This is a genomic window from Lentzea sp. NPDC037011 (assembly GCF_055607425.1).
In genome coordinates this window covers 376,380-393,579 of sequence record NZ_JBVJRT010000007.1, presented here as the reverse complement: position 1 = coordinate 393,579, position 17,200 = coordinate 376,380, and the positions used below count along the sequence as shown (strand labels likewise).

Here is a 17,200-nt window from a genome sequence, read left to right as displayed (position 1 = left end):
ACCTGCGTCAGTCGCCCGGCCGTGACGGGAGGGAGAGCGCCCACGGCGTTGCGGTCATGGGTCTCACCTCCTCGGTCAGCGTCACGTTCGCCGGGAAGCTACAAGCCCGGCGCGTTCTCCGTCCACCGCTTTTGCCGCGGGTGGCGTTCGGCAAGGCCCGCCTGAAGTTCCTCGTCCTGATCCGCTGACACTCGTCAGGGCGAACGGACCGGCGACACCCACGGTATTAAACCGTCCAGCCGGTACAATAAGTCCGTGACTCCTGAGAACACCCCTGCGGCGGCGACAGCGCCGACTCTCTATCGCCGCAGGTGGGCGGCGTTGGCGGTGCTGGTCGGCTCGATGTTGCTGCTGGCCATCGACGGCACGGTGCTGTACCTGGCGGTGCCGTCGCTGACCGCCGACCTGGCCCCGAGCTCGACGCAGGTCCTGTGGATCGGCGACGTCTACGCGCTGGCGCTGGCAGGTCTGCTGGTGACGACGGGCACCCTGGCCGATCGGCTCGGACGCAAGCGGGTGCTGCTGGCGGGCACCGCGGCGTTCGGTGCGGCGTCGGCGCTGGCGGCGTTCGCGCCGGACGCGGAGATGCTGATCGCGGCACGGCTGCTGCTGGGCGTGGCGGGCGCGACGATCATGCCGTCGACGCTGTCGATCATCCGGAACATGTTCCCCGACCAGGCCGAACGCACCAGGGCGATCGCGATCTGGTCGGCGGCCTCCGCCGGAGGGATGGCGCTGGGGCCGCTGGTCGGCGGGCTGCTGCTGGAGCACTTCTGGTGGGGCTCGGTGTTCCTGATCAACGTGCCGGTGGTGCTGGTGTTCCTGGTGGCGGGCGCGGTGCTGCTGCCGGAGTCGCGCGACCCGCGGCCCGGCCGGTTCGACCTGCTGTCCGCCGCGCTGTCGATGGCCGCGGTCGTGCCGCTGGTGTACGCGGTCAAGCACGCCATCGGCTCCGGGGTGGACCTCGCGGCGGTGCTGACCGCGGTGGCCGGGGTGACCGCGGGCGTGCTGTTCGTCCGCCGTCAGCGGCGGCTGGAGACACCGCTGATCGACGTGGGGCTGTTCGCGAACAGGGCGTTCAGCGGAGCGGTGCTGGCCAACTTCGTCGCGATCTTCGCGCTCATGGGCGTGCTGTTCTTCTTCTCCCAGTACCTGCAGCTCGTCCGCGGTCTGCGCCCGCTCGCCGCCGGGCTGGTCGAGCTGCCCACGACGGTCGCGTCCATCCTGGCCGTGGCGGTGGTCGGCGTGCTGGTGGCACGGCTGGGCACCGGCCGTGCCGTCGCGGCGGGCCTGCTGTTCGCCGCGCTCGGCCTGGCGCTCGTCGCCGTCGCCGAGAGCTCCGACCACGTCCTGTGGCTGGCGGCGGCGCTGGTCCCGCTGGGGCTGGGCATCGGCGTGGCGATGACGCTCACCACCGACGCCGTGGTCTCCGCGGTGCCGTCCGAACGCGCCGGTGCGGCCTCGGCCATCTCCGAGACGGCCTTCGAGCTGGGCGGCGCGCTCGGCATCGCGTTGCTCGGCTCGACGGTGAGCCTGGTCTACCGGGCGGCGCTGGAGCTGCCCGCGGGCCTGACCGGCACGGCACGGGCGGCCGTGGAGGACTCGCTGGCGGCGGCCGTCAACACCGTCCGCGACAACGCGGGCGTGCTGGAGGCGGCACGGGCGGCGTTCACCACCGCCATGCAGGTCACGTCCGTGGTCGCCGCGGCGACCACGGTGATCGCCGCCCTCATCGCCTGGCGCACGATCCCCTCCGGTAGGAAGAGCGGCACCACCACGGCCCCGATCGAGGAGTAGTCCATGCCGCGTGTAGCCGGGCGCACCCCCGAGGACACCCGCCGCGCGCTGCTGGACGCCGCGGGCGTGTGCATCCGCGCCCGCGGCACCTCCGCCACCCTCGACCACATCGCGCGGGAGGCGGGCGTGTCCAAGGGCGGTCTCCTGCACCACTTCGCCACCAAGGACGACCTGGTGCGGGCCCTGGCCCAGGACCTGTTCGACCGGTTCCGCGCCGACGTCCTCGCCGCCGTGGACCCCGCCGACACCGGGCCGGGCCGCCTCACCCGCGCCTACGTCCGGGTCAGCGCCGCCTTCTCGCAGGACCCCGGCAACTTCCGCGACCTGGTGCCGCTGCTCAGCCACCTGGTCGCGATCCCGGAGATCATCGACCTCGCTCGCGACGACACCCTGCGCTGGCACGGCGACCTCGCGGCCGACGGCCTCCCGCCGCACGTCACCGCACTGGTCATGGCCGCGGCCGACGGGATCAGCGCCATCCCGACCTGGCACCACCACCCCGACCGGCAGCCGCTGGTCGACCTCGAGGCCCTCCTGCTGAGCCTCACCACGCCCGGCCCAGCCTGGGAGCACCTCGCCCCGGCGTGAGCGACGGCTCAGGCGACCTCTTCCAGCTCCCGCGGTTCCGCCGCTGCCTTGCCGCGGCGGCGCAGCACGACGACCGCGCCGACCACCACCGCGATGCCCAGCAGCACCCACATCGCGCCGTTGAAGACGGACTCGACGTACTTCGCGGAGGCACCCGCCGCCGAGCCGATGCCGATGTGCAGCGCCGACCAGCACGCCGCACCGGCGACCGAGGCAGGCAGGAACCTGCGGTACTCCAGCTTCGACGCACCCGCCGACGCCGGCACGAGCGTCCGCACGACGGGCATGAACCGGGCGACGAACACCGCCCACGCCCCGCGCCGCCGCAGCAGGTCGCTCGCCTTGTCCCAGTGCTGCCGCCCGATCCTGCGGACCAGCCGGCTGTCGCGCAGCCGGTCGCCGTAGCGGCGCCCGAGGTAGTAGCCGATGCTGTCGCCCGCCACCGCGCACACCGTGACCACCAGCCACATCACCGCGAACCGGGGCACGCTCGTCACCGTCGTCGAGGCGAGCAGCAACGCGGTCTCCCCCGGCGCGAGGAACCCCACGCCGAGCGTGCACTCGGCCAGCGTGAGCGCACCGGTCACCGCCAGCACGGCGGGCTGCGGCAGACCGGCCAGGCCTTCGAGGGCGTCGGTCAAGAAGGCCATGAACTCTCCCGCGGCAGGCGTCGGCGCGGTGGCTCGACGGTGGACTTGCGGACAGTTCACCGGAGCGGCCGCTGCGCGCACATCGGTCCGCGGTCTGAAGAGCGGTACACCTCAGGGGGTAAGGGGACCCCCCGAGTGGTGGGGGACGTCCCCGTCAGGTGGATGCCCCGGAACGATCGTTCGCCTCCGAACCGGAGCACCGGTCAGTAGGCTGGGCGTGCTGTGAGAGGAGCGCGATGAGCTACTCCACCCCGTTCCGGCGCGACGACGGTTTCCACCGCGAGAAGCGGCAGGAGGACACGTCGGTGGTCGCCCAGGCGCGGCAGGCGGCGGAGCAGCTCCCCGCACCTCCCGCGGACGACAGGGTCGTCGCACGGCCGCTGCGGCAGAAGGAGGTGCCGGCTGCCACTGCGCCGCCCGTGCTCGAACTGCTGCTGCACCACGAGGAAGAGCGCGCGGCGGCGCGGGCCTCCGGTGACCTGCGGCTCGCGGCCACCGCGCTCGTCGGGGTCGTCCAAGACCTGGACGTGTTGCTGGACAGCGTGGAGGACCACCTGCGCCAGACCTCCCGCCGCAGGTCGCGGCAACGGGTGCGGGAGGCCATGCCGCACCTCGTGGCGATCTCCGCGATCTCCGCGCTGCCCTGGGCGGAGGTGGGCGAGTTCCTCGACCTGCCACCCGACCGGGTCGCGGCCGTGCTGGACTCGCTGGCCCGGCACGGTGGCATCAGTCCCGCCCAGCGGCAGCGGGCGCTGGAGCAGATCAGGTGGCTGCGCGGCCAGTTGCGGCAGGTGGTGGCCACCCGGGACCACTCGTTGCTCGACCGGCTGCTGGCGTTCGTGTCGAAGTTCGTCCTGCTCGGGTTCGTCGTCCTCGCCTCGGCGGCCTCGGGCGCGTTCGCCGTGAGCGAGTCGGTGCTCAAGGAAGTCGTCAAGACGGGGGTCGTCGCGCTGGTCGCCGCCGCCTTGCAGATGAGCGTGGACCACGTGCTGGGAAAACGCACCAGGCAGGGCCGGCACAGCGCTGCCCGGGACGAGCACGCCGCGCTGGTCTCGGAACTGTCCGCGGCGGAGAGCCTGTGGGAGGCACCCGCGTACGACGGGGAGCACGCGGTCGTGCGCACGCGGGTGGCGGTGCGCATGTGCGCTGTGCGGGTTGCGTCGATTCCGTTGGAGTGGCGGGAGAAGTGGCGCTACTGGGACCTGCTCGACGAGCTCACCGCGGCGCTGGCCGAGGACACGCCGGACCGCCTTCGGGTCGGGCTGAGGAGGATCACCGCCCTGAGCCCACCGGCGTGACGCCCTACTCCGCCGCGGGCTGACCGTCGGCCTCCAGCCACGGCACGACGGCCTGGACGAAGCCGTCGGGGCTGGTCATGGGCCGTCCGTTCAGGCACGCCACGAGGTGGCCGACGCCGAGCAGCGCGTCCCAGGTGCGGGCCCGGTGGTAGGTCTGCGCGGACACGGCCCTGCGCACGGTGTCCCAGCCGTGCCAGGCCATCAGCGCCGCGTCGATCGCGGGGTCGGCGGGCATGGCGGTGTCCCAGTCGAGGACGCCGAGGAGCTTGCCGTCGGCCGACCAGTGGACGTTGCCGCCGCCGAGGTCGCCGTGCACCAGGGCGTCGGGGACGGGGTCGAGGGCCAGTGCGGCGTCCAGGCGGCGCAGGACCTCGGCCTGCCAGCGCCGCGGCAGGCGGGGCACGACGTCGGTGCCGATGACGTCCGACCAGTGCCTGCCTTCGACGCGGCCGTCGACCGCGGCCAGCAGGCCGGCGTCGAGCGGTACGGAGCGGACGGCCTCCAGCACCTCGGCGACCTGGTCGGGTGAGCCCTCGCCCTTCGGCAGCGGGGTGCCGTCGAGCCACGACACGGCGACCGCGGTCTGATCGCCGAACGGGGTGACCGGCGTCAGCGGCACCGGGACCTGGAACGGCAGGTCGGCGGCGGCCAGCGCGTGCAGCACGGCGACGCGCCGGGGCATGGTGGCCGCGGCCAGCGGACGCTTGCTGACGCGGACGGCGGCGGTGCCGGGGACCAGCAGCACGCGGTGGACGTTGCCCTCGGTCGCGAGGACGGCCCGGTCGAGGTTGACGCCGGGCAGCAGGGCGGCGGCGATCTCCAGCAGGTCGTCCACGACGGGTGTCCTCCGGGCTCGGGTGTGGATCTTCGACGGTAGCCGGTGCACCCGCTGGCGCGAAGCCGAGTCGTTCGGCGGGCAGCGGGTACCCGCAGGCGTCCGGCCGACCAGGACGAGCCGAGGAGATGCCCACGATGCGCCTGATGCGGGCGGGGAACGTGCCGGTGCGCGAGGTCGTGCTCGGGTTGCGGGAGAAGAGCCTCAACTACGACCCGGCCGAGATCCGGGCGTCCACCTGGCACTTCGACCACCACCGGTTCGTGCTCGGGCAGGACCCGGCGGGACGGCCGGAGGAGGGGTCGCTGTGGTGGCACGCCTGCCGCGAGCTGGGTGCGTACACGTTCACGCCGAAGAAGCTCCTGCGCGCCCACTACGTGCCCGAGGAACCGCTGCTCGGGCGCAACCTGCTGCTCGTGGGCCGGTTCGCGTTCGCCCGGTTCCTGATGGGCGTGCGGATCACCGAGACGGCGTTCGACGAGGACGGTGTGCGGTACAGCTGGGGCTGGAGCTACGAGACGCTGCAGGGGCACCTCGAACGGGGACGGGTCGACTACCGCGTGGTCAAGCACCTGGAGTCCGGTGTGGTCGCCCTGGAGGTGAACAGCTACAACCAGGTGAACCCGCGGGCGCACCCGCTGGTGCGGCTGGGGTGGGCGGTGTTCGGCCGGGGCGCGCAGCACCGGTTCTACACGGCGGTCGGCGCGAACCTGCGGGAGCTGTCCGAACGGGCCCATGAGACCGGGGTGAGCCCGGCCGTGAGCGGGGAGGGCCTGGTGGAGGTGCCGGTCGAGAGCGGGCCGGAGTCGTCCTGGGCGGTCGCCGTGCTGGACGGCGCGCGGGACTCGCACCCGGACGAGGTGGTGGCGCATACCGGGAGGTCGCACGGGTACACGCCGTAGGACGGAAGTGGACGCCGAGGCGGATCGAGGTCGATCGTGAAGGTCGTGATCACCGGTGCGTCGGGGAACGTGGGCACCGGGCTGGTGCGCGCGTTGGCCGCCGACAGCACCCACCACGAGGTGATCGGCGTCTGCCGCAGGCCACCGGATGCCGTCGCACCCTACGCCGCGGTCCGCTGGGTGGCGTGCGACCTGGCCGACGACTCGGCGCCGGACGTGCTGGAGGAGGCGATGCGCGGGGCCGACGCCGTCGTGCACCTGGCGTGGATGTTCCAGCCGGTGCGCGATGGCGAACGCTTGCAGCGCACCAATTTCAAAGGCACCACAGCGGTGCTCAGGGCGGCGCGGCGGGCCGGTGTGCGGCAGGTCGTGCACGGGTCCTCGATCGCGGCCTACGCGCCCGCGCCGGCACCGGTGGACGAAAGTGCCGCCACGACGGGCATTCCCGGCTCCAGCTACGGCGCGGGGAAGTCCGAAGTGGAGAGCGAGGTCGCGCGGTTCGCGCAGGAGAACCCGGACATCGCGGTGGCGCTCGTGCGGCCGGCGCTGGTGGCGCAGGCCGGTGCGTCGGCGAGCTTCCTGGCGCTGTTCCTCGACCCGGTCGTGCCGCGGCAGCTGTTCGGGTTGCTGCGCAGGGGGAAGCTGCCGCTGCTGCCGCTGCCGTCCTCGCTGCGGGTGCAGCTGGTGGACGCCGACGACGTGGGTGACGCGATCGTGCGGATTCTGAAGACCCGTGCCCGCGGGCCGTTCAACATCGCCGCCGACACCCTCGACGTCACCGACCTGGCTTCCACCGCCGGTGCGCGCGCTGTGCCGGTGCGGCCGGGCATCGCGCGTGCACTGGTGAGCCTGCTGTGGCGGCTGCGGGTGCTGCGGATGTCGCCGGGCTGGTTCGACGTCGGCACGCGTTCGCCGCTCGTCGACACCGCACGGGCGCGCACCGAGCTCGGGTGGGTGCCGCGCAAGTCCAGCGCGGCCTGTGCGCGGGAGCAGCTCGCGGGGCTCGCGGAGGCGACGGCGCTGCCGAGTCCGGCGTTGCGCCGCGACCGGTTCAAGACGGAGTCCCCGGTTTCCTGACCTGGCACAGGGGGATGTGGTGACGCGCAGGCCGGCGTGGTTCCTGGTGGCCGCCGTCGTCGCCGGCACGCTGTCGGGGGTCGTCACCCGCAGGCGGTAGCGCACGGCTCCGCGGGGTCCCACCTGGTACGAACGGCGCTACTATCCGGTTCGGTGGATCACAGCCACCTCCGGTGGCGCCGACAGGGAGTGGCCGAACATGGGAAGACCCGAGGAGCCCGGCGCAGGCGGCGAGCAGGAGTCGCTGCTCGTCGGCCGGCCCGGCACGCTGGAACGGCTGGACGAGGCCACCGTCGCGCTGGAGGCGCTGCGCGACGTCTTCGCGCTCGCCGAGCCGCTCGGCGCCGTCCTCGACCGCGTGGCGCACAGCGCCGTCCAGGCCTTCCACGACGCCGACGGCGTCACGATCACCGTGGTGACCGACAGCGGCAGCCACACCGAGGCCGCGACCGACGAGCACCTCGCCGAGATCGACCAGGCCCAGTACGCCGCCGGACGCGGTCCGTGCCTGCAGGCCGCGCACGCCCGTGAGACCGTCCGCGCGGTGGTGGGTGAGCACGAGCAGGTGTGGCCGGAGTTCGAGGAGGCGGCGCACCGCCTGGGCATCAGCGCCCACCTGGCCGTGCCGATGCTGGTGACGAGCACGAACGGCGACGAGCTGCTCGGCTCGCTGAACATCTACAGCGCCACGGCGAGCGCGTTCGACCCGTTCGACGAAGGGGTGGTGCGGCTGTTCACCACTGCCGCGTGCGCGGCGATCACCAACGCCCGGCTGTGGCACGACACCCGTTCCAGGGTCACGCAGCTGGAGACGGCGCTGTTCTCCCGCGCCGAGATCGACCAGGCCAAGGGCATGCTGATGGCGTTGCACGGGTGCAGTGCGGACGAGGCGTTCGCACTGCTGGTGAAGCGTTCCCAGGAGCAGAACACCAAGCTGCGCGAGGTCGTGCACGAGCTGCTCAGCTCCGTCCGCAAGGCCTGACCGGGTTTCCCGGTGCTGCCCGCGTTCACCGAGGCCGGGTACCGCACGCTCACGCAGGACCTGCCCGGTCACGGCGCACGGTCCACAGAGGACCTCTCGGTCACCGGTGCTGCGCGCGTCGCGGGTGCTGCTGTGACTTGGTGTCGGCGTGGTTGCTGCGCAAGCGCTTGGCCGCTCACAGCACACGCACCACCACCGCCTACGACCACGCGCGCCGCTCGGCGACACCGTCAGTCGCGCACCGGCACCTCGCGGCGCAGGACGACGTCGGACGGCGCCATGACGTGCCTGGCGTTGAGCGACCCGAACAGGGTGGCGAGCGGCTTGACCGCGGCGACCAGCCGCAGCACCGGCGCCGGCCCGTCGAGCCCGCGCCGCAACCGCTTGGCGCTGCTCTGCTCGATGCGCACCTGCCGTTCCTGCTCGGCCTGCACCGGCGGCCGCCGCCGCGCCTCCACCTCGGCGCAGGCCGCGTCGAGCTCGGCGTCGGTCCCGCCGTCGAGCAGCACCGGCACGACCTGGTTCGCGGTCTCGGCGGCGTCGCAGATGGCGAAGTTGATGCCGTTGCCCCCGACCGGTGAGATGACGTGCGCCGCGTCGCCGATGAGCAGCACCCCCGGCCGGTACCAGCGGTCGACCGCCGTGATCCGGACCGGCAGCAGCGTGAACTCCCCCGGATCGGCGACGGCGTCGACCCGGTCGCCCAGCCACGGCAGGCTCTCCCGCAACGCCGCCACGACCGGCCCGGCCCCCTCCTCCCTGAACCGGGGGAACGAGCCGGCCTCGATGGTGAACCCGACCTGCCACCGGTCGAGCTGGTTGAGCACGGCGATGGTGCCCAGCCGGTGCCCGAACAGCTGCAACCCCGACAACGCCGGATCGCCGCCGCGGCGCGGGAACTCCCGCCACAGCAGGTCGAGGCTCGCCCCCAGCTCGGTGGTCCGCGCCTCGGCGAGCACCCGCACCCTGGAGTTGCGCCCGTCTGCGGCCACCACGAGCCGGGCCCGCAGCTCGTGCCGTCCGTCGGCGTCGGCGTACTGCACACCGCACACGCGTCCGGTGTCGTCGCGCAGCAGTTGGCTCACCTTGGCCTGCATGCGCACCTCGAAGCCGTCGTAGGCGCTCGCGAGCCCGACCATGTGCGGCAGGAACAACGCCTGCGGGATCAGCGCGTAGTACGGGTACTTGGCGCTGGTCTTGTCGTAGCGGGCAATCGTGTACGTCTTCTTCGCCGTGTGCCAGTCGAACGTGCGGGCCGTGGTGTGCGGGATGGTCCGCAGCAGCTCGTCGGCCAGCCCCAGCTCGTCGAGGTAGTCGAGCACCGCCGGGGCGAGCGTGTCGCCGCGGAACCGGCGGTTGAAGTCCTTCTTCGCCTCCAGCAGCACGACCCTCAGCCCGGCGCGGGCCAGCAGGTGGGCGAGCACCACACCGGCCGGCCCACCGCCGGCGACGACGCAGTCAGTTGCGCGTTGTTCGACCATCGAAAGCTCCCGTGGCTGACTACCTGCGGAATCTGGTGAGGTGGGCTCAGGCCTGCATGACGGGCGGGAGGTAACGACGCATGCCGTGCCTCCGATCCAGATCGAGCCAGGCGAATCCGAGCGAGAGCGGAGTGGCCCGTTGAGCGCTGCCGAACCCGAGGAACCGAACCGCACCGGGACATCTCCCCAGCAGCACGCGCGACAAGTCACCGGGAACAACTTCTCGGGCACGAACTACGGGACCGCGCTGCAGGCCGGCGTCGTCCACGGCGGCATCAACGTTCAACCCGAGTCGTGCCAGTGCGGCATCAGAGCGATCGGGGCGTGCGTTCGGTGCCGAAGACCCCTGTGCAGCCGCCATGCTCCGATCTACGCGGACCCGTTGCTGTGCACCTCGTGCGCCGTCGCGGACAGCGAAGAGCGGAAAGCGGCCGCGCCCGCGCTGGAAGCGGCTCGCAAGCTGCAGGAACAGGAACGACAGCGGCAGTACCTGGCACTTCCGCTGATGGACCCGCTGGCCCTCGCCACCTGGCTCACGACTCGTCCGGGCCTGGACGGCGAGACACTCGTGATGCGGCCTGGGCCGGTCGACGGTGCGCGCTTGCTCAGAGCGCTCCAGATCACGCGCATACCGCCGCGAACGCGCCCCAACAACGACGGCTCCTGGTGGGACCGGCGCCGGAACCCGGTGATCACCCTCGGATGGCCGGTGCGCGACGAGCACAAGAGCTTCACCGAGACCTCGGGCTGGAGCGAGAAGAGGTACCTCCAGCCCGACGGTCGCACGCTCGTCGAGCGGTGGGGGATGCGGACCTCGCTCCCGACCGACGACGAACTCCTGCCGTCCTCCCACCTGTACGAGCACGACGACCTGTTCCAGGCGCGGATGATCCTCCACAGGTGGAAGGACCACTACCCCGGCGGCGCGACCCTGTTGCCGGAGGTCTGACCGCCGCAGGTACGCCACCGCCACCACGTCGACCCTCACCGCACGCCCCCCGAGCGCCGCCCTCGGCTCGGATCTGGTGCGTGGAGGGACCGCCTGGCTGGTGGAGCGGGACAACGCGACTCCTCGGACACGCGGAACCCGCAACCTGGGATCACACGACGCTCATCATGCAGGCCTGGCAGGGCCGGGCAACCATGGATCGCATGGACGCCGAGGCGTGTCTTGTCACCGGTGCGAGCCGTGGTCCGGCCGTGGGGCCGCCGCGCGGCTCGCGGACGAGCGATGACGCGCCAGGACCTCCAGCAGCTGTGCGGCGCCGCGGTCCGGGCCGGCCGCGCGGACCGCGGCGCGCAGGGAGGCGAACGGCTCGGGCTGGTCCAGCACCGACAGCAGCGCCTTCGTCACGTCCTCGGGGGTGGCGGCGTTGGGGTCGAGGCACACGCCCGCGCCCGCCCGTTCCGCGTCGTGGGCGATGCAGAACTGGTCGCTGGAGAACGGCAGCACCACCGCGGGAACCCCCGCCTGCAGGCATTCGGTGAACGAGTTGTTGCCGCCGTGGTGCACCATCGCGGCGACGTGCGGCAGCAACGCGCGCTGCGGGACCACGGACTCGATGACCACGCGTGGATCCGTTGCCAGGTCGGCAAGTTCAGCGACGCGGCCGCCGGCGGCGACCACCACGGTCAGGTCCGGGACCTGCAGGGCGCCGCGGACCACCGTGCGCAGCACGTCGTGGCGTGCGGACAGGAACGTGCCCAGCGCGACGAGCAGGACGCGGCGGCCGCGGACGCGGGCGAGCCAGGTGTCGTCGAGCGGTTCGGGAGTGGTGCAGTGGCCGAGGAACACCTGCTGTTGCGGTGACGGCAGCGGCGGAAGCCAAGGCAGGTGCGGGTAGTTCACGACGGCGGCGTGGGAGGAGGTCGAGGCGAACGCGCGGGGCGGCACCGGCCTGGACGGTGCGTGCTCGGCCAGGAACTCGGCGAACGCGGCGGTGAGGGCGCGGTCGGTGAGCCGCACTTCTGTTGCCAGCTCGGCGAGTTCGGCCGGTGACGGACGCACCGCGGACGGCCACAGCTGCGGCAGGCCGAAGAACTGGTCGTCGCGCGTGACGAGGTAGGTCGGGTGCCCGGTGACGTAGGACACGAACGGCAGGTCGAGCGCGTGCAACGCGAGCGTGGTCGCGTAGTCGATCTGGTCGACGACGTAGAAGTCCGGTCGCACGTCCTCGTGCAGTGCGCGGATGTCCTGCAGCACTTGGGCGGGCGCGGTCAGCGGCTCCGTCCTGCGCCGCCGGGTCTGCGCGAGCAGGGCCGCGACCGCACCTCCTTTCGTGGCTTCGAGGAAGTCGGTCACACCACGGGCCGCGCGGGCGTCCTGCGCGGTCCTCTCGGCGATGCCGCTGTTCGACTCGCGGGTCGTCCTCATTGCCGCGAAACGAACATCGCGTGCCAGGTCGGCGAACTCCGCGCCACAGGCGAACGTCACCTCCCGGGCACCTGCCGCGGCCAGCGCGGTGGCGAACACCGACATGGGCTGGGCGTGCGAGCGGAAAGGGGGACTCACAACGACAAAGCGCGGCACCTGGCTCCTCCTCCTCCTTGGCAGAACTCGGAAGTTGTTCGATCCGAACGCGCCTCCCGGTTCGAACACCGGGTGTGCGGACACATCCAGAGGTTCAGCGAGCGCTGGAAGCCCGGCAGAACACCGCTGCGGCGCCGGCCCCCGAGTCCGTGGTCGCGGCACTGACGAGCGACCCGGCCTTCTTCTCCCTGCTGTGCGAACAACTCCCCGCGATCGTGCGGGCACACGGCGCAGCGGCCGTGACCGCGCGGCTGCGGCACGCGTTGCGGTCCACTCAGGACGGCGAGCTCGGCACGTGGCTGCTCGACGCCGCCACGCTGCACCGCCTCACCCCGCTGACCCCCGACGAGGCACGGGCGCTCCTCCGCGGCCCGGCGCTGTGGCGGTACCTGGACGCGCTGGGCGAGCCGGTCGACGCCTCTCCGCGGTCCCCCTACGAGAAGCTGATGCTCGACCTGCTGCACGACGACCTCGCGCTGCCGGTGGCACCGCCGGCGGACGGGCCGGTCATCGCCCAGTCGATGCTCATCGGCGGCACGGCTCGGCCGGGTGAGGGCGCGAGCGGCGGGCTCACCGTGTTCCTGTCGTCACTGGCGGACGCGCTGGTGCGGCGGCCGGACGTCGGCCGGGTCGTCACCGTCGTGCTGGCGCCGGAACCGACGGCGGTGACGGTGACGCGGCACGCCGGGCTCGACCACTGGACGGTGCACGTCCCGGTCGACTCGCCGGTCGCGCTCGTCCAGCCGGACATGGCCCGCCACCGGGCCGGGATCACGTGGTGGCTCAGCCGGTTGCTGCCGAGGTGCGGTCTGGCGCCGGACGTCGTGCACGTCCGCTACTCCGACGACGGGTCCCTCGCCGTGGCCGACGCCGCGCGGCTGCTCGGGGCGCGGCTCGTGTTCACCGTGACCCCGGACCCGCACCGCCACCTCGCCGAACGCCACCTCGACGGCACCGCGGACGTGGCGGCGATGCGGTTCGACCTGCACCGGGTGCGGGCCGCCGACCACCTCGTCGCACGCGCGGACCAGGTGATCACCATCGGTGGCCGGCAGGACGAGGTCCTGGCGCACTTCCCGCAGCTGGACGCGGCGGCGTTGTGCGCGTTGGAGGAGGGCATCGCGCCACCACCGGCACCGGTGGGCCGCTCGCTGGTCGCCGAGCTGTTCGGGCCGTCCGCGCTCCCCCGGCTCGACGACTCGGCCGCCGGGTTGCCGGTGCTGCTCAACGTGGGGCGGCTGCACCCGATGAAGCAGCAGCCGCTGCTGGTGCGGGCGTGGCTGGAGGCGGGTCTGCACGAGCGGACCGCGCTGGTGGTCATCGGTGGTTCCCGCACCGACCGGACGCCGGACGAACAGGCCGTGCTCGACGAAGTGCTGGCGCTGGCCGAGTCCACGCCGTCGGCACGCGGCCGGATCGCGGTCCTGCCCGCGTGGTCCAACGACGACGTCCGGCGGTTGCAGCACGAGCTGGCGGCCACGGGTGGACCGCACGTCTACGCGTGTTCCAGCGTGAAGGAGGAGTTCGGCATCGCCGTGCTGGAGGCGATGGAGGCCGGGCTGCTCGCGGTGGGCCCGCAGCGCGGTGGCATGCACTGCTACCTCGACCACGGGCGCAACGGGTTCCTGGTCGACACCTCGACCGCGCGCACGCTCGGGGCGGGGCTGGCCCACGTCGTCGGACTCGGCGCGGCGGCGGCACCGGTGGCGGCGGCCGGGCGGGCGACCGTGCGCGAACGGTTCGCCATCGACGCGGTCGCGGAACCGTTCGCGGACCTCTACCGCCGGCTGGCGGGCCGACCGGTCACGCCGAGCTGACCCGCACGAACACCTCGTCGGCCCCCAACCTGCTGAACAGGTCCTGGTTGGCCGGGTCGCGGACCGCGGCGACGATGATCGCGGTCCGGTTGAGGCTGCGGACCGCCAGGGTGATCTGCAACCCGTCGAGGTCGTCGGGCACGGCGACGACCACCCGTCCCGCGAACGGCACCCCGGCGTGCCGCAACGCGCAGATGTCGCGCCCGTCGCCGCGGGTGGCCCTGGCGCCGTTGGCGAGCGCGCCGGTGAGCGCGACCGCGTCCGGGTCGACCACCACGACCTCGGTGTGCCCGTGGCGCAACGGCAAGTGGCGTAAGACGTCCAGCGCGGCGTCCCCGTAGCCGACGACGACGGTCAGCCCGATCACAGCGCACCCCGCCTCTCGTCACCCGCGCCGAGCGCCTTGCGGGACGGCGTGAGCTTCTCCGGCGACTCCGACTTGCGCGGCGGCCGGTCGTTGGCGATCAGCACCGCCATCCACGGCAGCGGCACGGACAGCAGGATCAGGGCGAGCGCGAGCCACCAGACCTTCGCGAACAGCACGGCCAGCACGAAACACGGGATGCGCAGGCTCATCATCACCGCGTACCGGCGCCGCCGGGCCGCGAGCTGGTCGGAGTAGGACGGCGCCGCCGAGGTGATCAGCACGGGGTGTTCGCTTCGATGCGAGTTCACAACCGATACCTCCGTTCTCCTAGTGGTTCGGCACGGGGACCGATCGGGTTCGTGTCTTGTGCGTCACTGCGGCGATCCCCGGAGGAGCTCGCGTCGGTGCGCCTGCGGCGGCCTTGTCAGTCGTACCCACGGCGCCCGGTTCCACACGACGCCGGACGGAGTGCTTTCGATGCGCGGCCGCGTGGAACACACCCCCTGGGCGGCGGGCGGGCCGACTGAGGACCACCTGCGCACCTGTGCGGCGTGCCGGTCCGGGCTCGCCGCGCGAGATGGCCGGACTGGGCCGGGAGACGCGCCGGAAGGGCTCTACCGGGTGTGGCTCCACGACGGTGCGGCCACGCTCGGCGTTCTCACCGGCGGCACCGGCACGGGGCGGGGCGATCTGAGCTGACGGTCACGCCGCGGCGGTGCGGCGCATGCGGAACCACGCGGTCGCGGCGGCCACGAGCACCAGCGCCACGGCCGCGACCACCGCCAGCGCGGGCTGTCCGGCGTCGGCCGCGGCGATGACCACCGCGACGAGCGCCCAGGCCACGGCGAGGCCGTAGGACAGCAGCCCGGAGGTGCGCCACAGCAACGCCACCGCGGTCGCCGTCGCACCGGCGAGGACCGCGACCTGGCCGGCGACACCGGCGGTGCCGTCGATCGGCGCCCCGCTCCCGGTGAGCGCCGTGGTGAGGTTGACCCAGATCGCCACGGTGCTCCAGCCGGTGTAGACGCCGAGCATGGTCCACAGCAGCAGCCGCGGTGACCGGTGCCAGCGCGCGATCTCGGCGCGGTGGGCGAGCGCGAGCCGCAACGCCTTGAGCAGGAACACGACCATCACGACGAACACGGCCACGGTCGACCACACCGGTTCCACCTCGGCCGCGACGAGCCAGACCGTGAACCCGGCGAACACCACCGCCAGCGGACGCGCCAGCCGGTCGCGCAGCTCACCGCCCGGTGCCTTCGTGACCAGCGCCCACACCGCGTACCCCAGGCACAGGGCCTCGACCAGGCCCCAGATGGAGAAGGCGTACCCGGCGGGCACGATCGGCGGCTCCCCCGCGCGGTCGGACGTGCGGAACTCCCCGCCGCCCAGCGCGGTGACGACGAGCGGGCTCACGACCTGCCCGGCCGCCAGCACGGCGAGCAGCACCCGCCACCCGAGCCCGGTACCGGTCCTCGTGGTCGTCAGCACTGCCTTCCTCCCCGCTCGGCGAACCGCTGCACCTCCATCGTCGGGGTCCGGTGCTCGGCCCGCACAACGGCCGGACGTCACCCGTTCGTGCAGTTCTGCCGGGAGGGGCGCCCGAACTAGGTTCGAAGTGCCGCCGAGGTGGGCCACGACGACAGGAGCAGGTGGGTGAACGCGTCAGCACGGGACGCCAGGGCGGGACTGCTGACCAAGCGCACGCTGGTGATCGCCTCGCACGCCGTGGAACGGGCCGCGCTCGCGGGCGACGGCTCCGAACCGCTGCTGGTGATCGCGATGTTCCAGCGGCTGCCCTACTTCGAACGCGAGAGCGAGGTCTACCGCCGCATCGCCGGGCTGGCGGAGGTCACGGTCGTGGGCATGGTCGCCGACCGCAGGCCGGACCTGCCGGCGGGGGTCACGCCGGTGCTGCTGCGCAAGGACGAGGAGCTGGCCGCCGAGTGGTCGGTGGTGGTGCTGTCGGCGCGGTTCGGTGCGAGCGTCGTGGCGACCGACCTCGGCGAGGTGGCCCTCGACGGCACCTCGCTGGAGCCGGCGCGGCTCTTCCACGGCCGCTGGGGGTTCCGGCGCGAGGAGGCCTACGCCGAGGCGGTCCGGCTGCGCGACGTGCTGGGCGACCGGGTGCCGCCCGACGTGCGGCGGCGGCTGGACGACGTGCTGGCGAGCGCGGTCGAGCCGCCCGCGACCGAGGTGGAGCGGCGGGCGGAGGCGGCGGTGGTGCACCTGGTCACCGGTATGGCCCGTGCGCGTGACCGCGTCGAGCGGCTGACCGCGCGGCGGGCCGACGAGGTGCGCGACGCGCGCGACCCGTGGACCGGGCTGCACACGCCGGAGTCGCTGGACTCGTGGCTCGGCACGGACTTCGCCGACACCGTCGAGCTGGGGCTGATTCGCGTCCGGGTGCCGGACCTGGAGGACGTGGAGGGCCTGCACGGGCCGAGCGCCGCGGTGCACACCGAGAACAACGTCGCCGACCTGCTGCGCCGCGAGCTGCGGCCGGTGGACCGGGCGGTGCGGATGAGCCGCACGGAGTTCCTGCTCGTGCTGCCCGCGGTCCCGGCGCCGCGGGTGTGGTCGATCGCCGACAACGCCGCGGAGGCACTGGGGCGGCTGGAGGAGACGTACCCGCACGTCCCCGTCCGGGTGGAGGTGCAGACGGCGGCGACGACCCGGCGGCCGCTGCGGCTCGACGAGGTCTTCGGCACCCGCGGGCCCGCGGAGAACCGGGAGATGGTGCTGTCGGGCAGTTTCGACGACGACGAGTGGGACCACCTCCGCCCGGCCTGAGACGCCTGCCGCCCGTTGTGCGGCGTCGAACGAGGTGCGGTCCGGGCGGCGCCCCGCGGGACTGGTTCCGCTCATCGTGCAGA

General features: G+C 73.1%; 16 protein-coding genes. 9 read left to right on the top strand and 7 right to left on the bottom strand.

The window, feature by feature from the left end:
• Window positions 1–342: 342 nt before the first annotated feature.
• Both ACZ7CH_RS24005 and ACZ7CH_RS24000 read left to right on the top strand, forming a co-directional pair.
• Entirely contained in the window at window positions 343–1,797 is a 1,455-nt protein-coding gene (locus tag ACZ7CH_RS24005) for an MFS transporter (RefSeq protein ID WP_470375007.1), read from the top strand.
• A 3-nt stretch (window positions 1,798–1,800) separates the two neighbouring features.
• Complete coding sequence (locus tag ACZ7CH_RS24000) at window positions 1,801–2,385, top strand: TetR/AcrR family transcriptional regulator (RefSeq protein WP_360393053.1); 585 nt, start codon at window positions 1,801–1,803, stop codon at window positions 2,383–2,385.
• Window positions 2,386–2,393: 8 nt separating this feature from the next.
• Here the strand turns inward: ACZ7CH_RS24000 and ACZ7CH_RS23995 are convergent, their stop codons facing one another.
• A complete protein-coding gene (locus tag ACZ7CH_RS23995) occupies window positions 2,394–3,035 on the bottom strand; it encodes a DedA family protein (protein ID WP_458431478.1) in 642 nt (213 codons plus the stop codon).
• A 236-nt stretch (window positions 3,036–3,271) separates the two neighbouring features.
• Here ACZ7CH_RS23995 and ACZ7CH_RS23990 point away from each other — a divergent pair, with 236 nt between their 5' ends.
• On the top strand, window positions 3,272–4,333 hold the full coding sequence (locus ACZ7CH_RS23990) for a hypothetical protein (RefSeq protein WP_470374904.1): 1,062 nt from the start codon (window positions 3,272–3,274) through the stop codon (window positions 4,331–4,333).
• A 4-nt stretch (window positions 4,334–4,337) separates the two neighbouring features.
• Here ACZ7CH_RS23990 and ACZ7CH_RS23985 read toward each other — a convergent pair whose 3' ends face one another.
• Window positions 4,338–5,168 (bottom strand): phosphotransferase family protein, encoded by an 831-nt coding sequence (locus ACZ7CH_RS23985; protein ID WP_470374903.1) that lies wholly within the window; start codon window positions 5,166–5,168, stop codon window positions 4,338–4,340.
• Window positions 5,169–5,296: 128 nt separating this feature from the next.
• Between ACZ7CH_RS23985 and ACZ7CH_RS23980 the strand changes: the two genes are divergently transcribed.
• The 3 genes from ACZ7CH_RS23980 to ACZ7CH_RS23970 all read left to right on the top strand — a co-directional run bounded on the left by ACZ7CH_RS23980 (window position 5,297) and on the right by ACZ7CH_RS23970 (window position 8,129).
• Window positions 5,297–6,070: a DUF1990 family protein gene (locus ACZ7CH_RS23980; RefSeq protein WP_470374902.1), complete on the top strand. Its 774-nt coding sequence runs from the start codon at window positions 5,297–5,299 to the stop codon at window positions 6,068–6,070.
• A gap of 36 nt (window positions 6,071–6,106) precedes the next feature.
• Window positions 6,107–7,147 (top strand): NAD-dependent epimerase/dehydratase family protein, encoded by a 1,041-nt coding sequence (locus tag ACZ7CH_RS23975; RefSeq protein ID WP_470374901.1) that lies wholly within the window; start codon window positions 6,107–6,109, stop codon window positions 7,145–7,147.
• Window positions 7,148–7,346: 199 nt separating this feature from the next.
• Window positions 7,347–8,129 (top strand): ANTAR domain-containing response regulator, encoded by a 783-nt coding sequence (locus ACZ7CH_RS23970; protein ID WP_360393037.1) that lies wholly within the window; start codon window positions 7,347–7,349, stop codon window positions 8,127–8,129.
• Window positions 8,130–8,359: 230 nt separating this feature from the next.
• Here ACZ7CH_RS23970 and ACZ7CH_RS23965 read toward each other — a convergent pair whose 3' ends face one another.
• Window positions 8,360–9,610, bottom strand: a complete 1,251-nt coding sequence (locus tag ACZ7CH_RS23965) for an FAD-dependent monooxygenase (RefSeq protein ID WP_470374900.1) — start codon at window positions 9,608–9,610, stop codon at window positions 8,360–8,362.
• 139 nt (window positions 9,611–9,749) lie between these two features.
• Here ACZ7CH_RS23965 and ACZ7CH_RS23960 point away from each other — a divergent pair, with 139 nt between their 5' ends.
• Window positions 9,750–10,559, top strand: a complete 810-nt coding sequence (locus tag ACZ7CH_RS23960; protein WP_360393032.1) for a hypothetical protein — start codon at window positions 9,750–9,752, stop codon at window positions 10,557–10,559.
• A 225-nt stretch (window positions 10,560–10,784) separates the two neighbouring features.
• Here the strand turns inward: ACZ7CH_RS23960 and ACZ7CH_RS23955 are convergent, their stop codons facing one another.
• The gene (locus ACZ7CH_RS23955; RefSeq protein WP_470374899.1) at window positions 10,785–12,089 is read right to left on the bottom strand and encodes a nucleotide disphospho-sugar-binding domain-containing protein; all 1,305 of its coding nucleotides are present in this window, start codon (window positions 12,087–12,089) and stop codon (window positions 10,785–10,787) included.
• A 125-nt stretch (window positions 12,090–12,214) separates the two neighbouring features.
• Here ACZ7CH_RS23955 and ACZ7CH_RS23950 point away from each other — a divergent pair, with 125 nt between their 5' ends.
• Window positions 12,215–13,957, top strand: coding sequence for a glycosyltransferase family 4 protein (locus ACZ7CH_RS23950; RefSeq protein ID WP_470374898.1), 1,743 nt, complete (start codon window positions 12,215–12,217; stop codon window positions 13,955–13,957).
• Here ACZ7CH_RS23950 and ACZ7CH_RS23945 read toward each other — a convergent pair.
• From ACZ7CH_RS23945 to ACZ7CH_RS23935, 3 genes are all read right to left on the bottom strand, one after another.
• Window positions 13,944–14,324: an NAD-binding protein gene (locus tag ACZ7CH_RS23945; RefSeq protein WP_470371117.1), complete on the bottom strand. Its 381-nt coding sequence runs from the start codon at window positions 14,322–14,324 to the stop codon at window positions 13,944–13,946. The genes ACZ7CH_RS23950 and ACZ7CH_RS23945 overlap by 14 nt on opposite strands.
• Window positions 14,321–14,632, bottom strand: a complete 312-nt coding sequence (locus ACZ7CH_RS23940) for a DUF3099 domain-containing protein (RefSeq protein WP_360393021.1) — start codon at window positions 14,630–14,632, stop codon at window positions 14,321–14,323. The genes ACZ7CH_RS23945 and ACZ7CH_RS23940 overlap by 4 nt, the downstream gene beginning before the upstream one ends.
• Window positions 14,633–15,026: 394 nt before the next feature.
• Window positions 15,027–15,815 (bottom strand): hypothetical protein, encoded by a 789-nt coding sequence (locus tag ACZ7CH_RS23935; RefSeq protein WP_470374897.1) that lies wholly within the window; start codon window positions 15,813–15,815, stop codon window positions 15,027–15,029.
• Between the two features lie 165 nt (window positions 15,816–15,980).
• Between ACZ7CH_RS23935 and ACZ7CH_RS23930 the strand changes: the two genes are divergently transcribed.
• Complete coding sequence (locus ACZ7CH_RS23930; RefSeq protein WP_470374896.1) at window positions 15,981–17,117, top strand: DICT sensory domain-containing protein; 1,137 nt, start codon at window positions 15,981–15,983, stop codon at window positions 17,115–17,117.
• Window positions 17,118–17,200 lie beyond the last annotated feature (83 nt).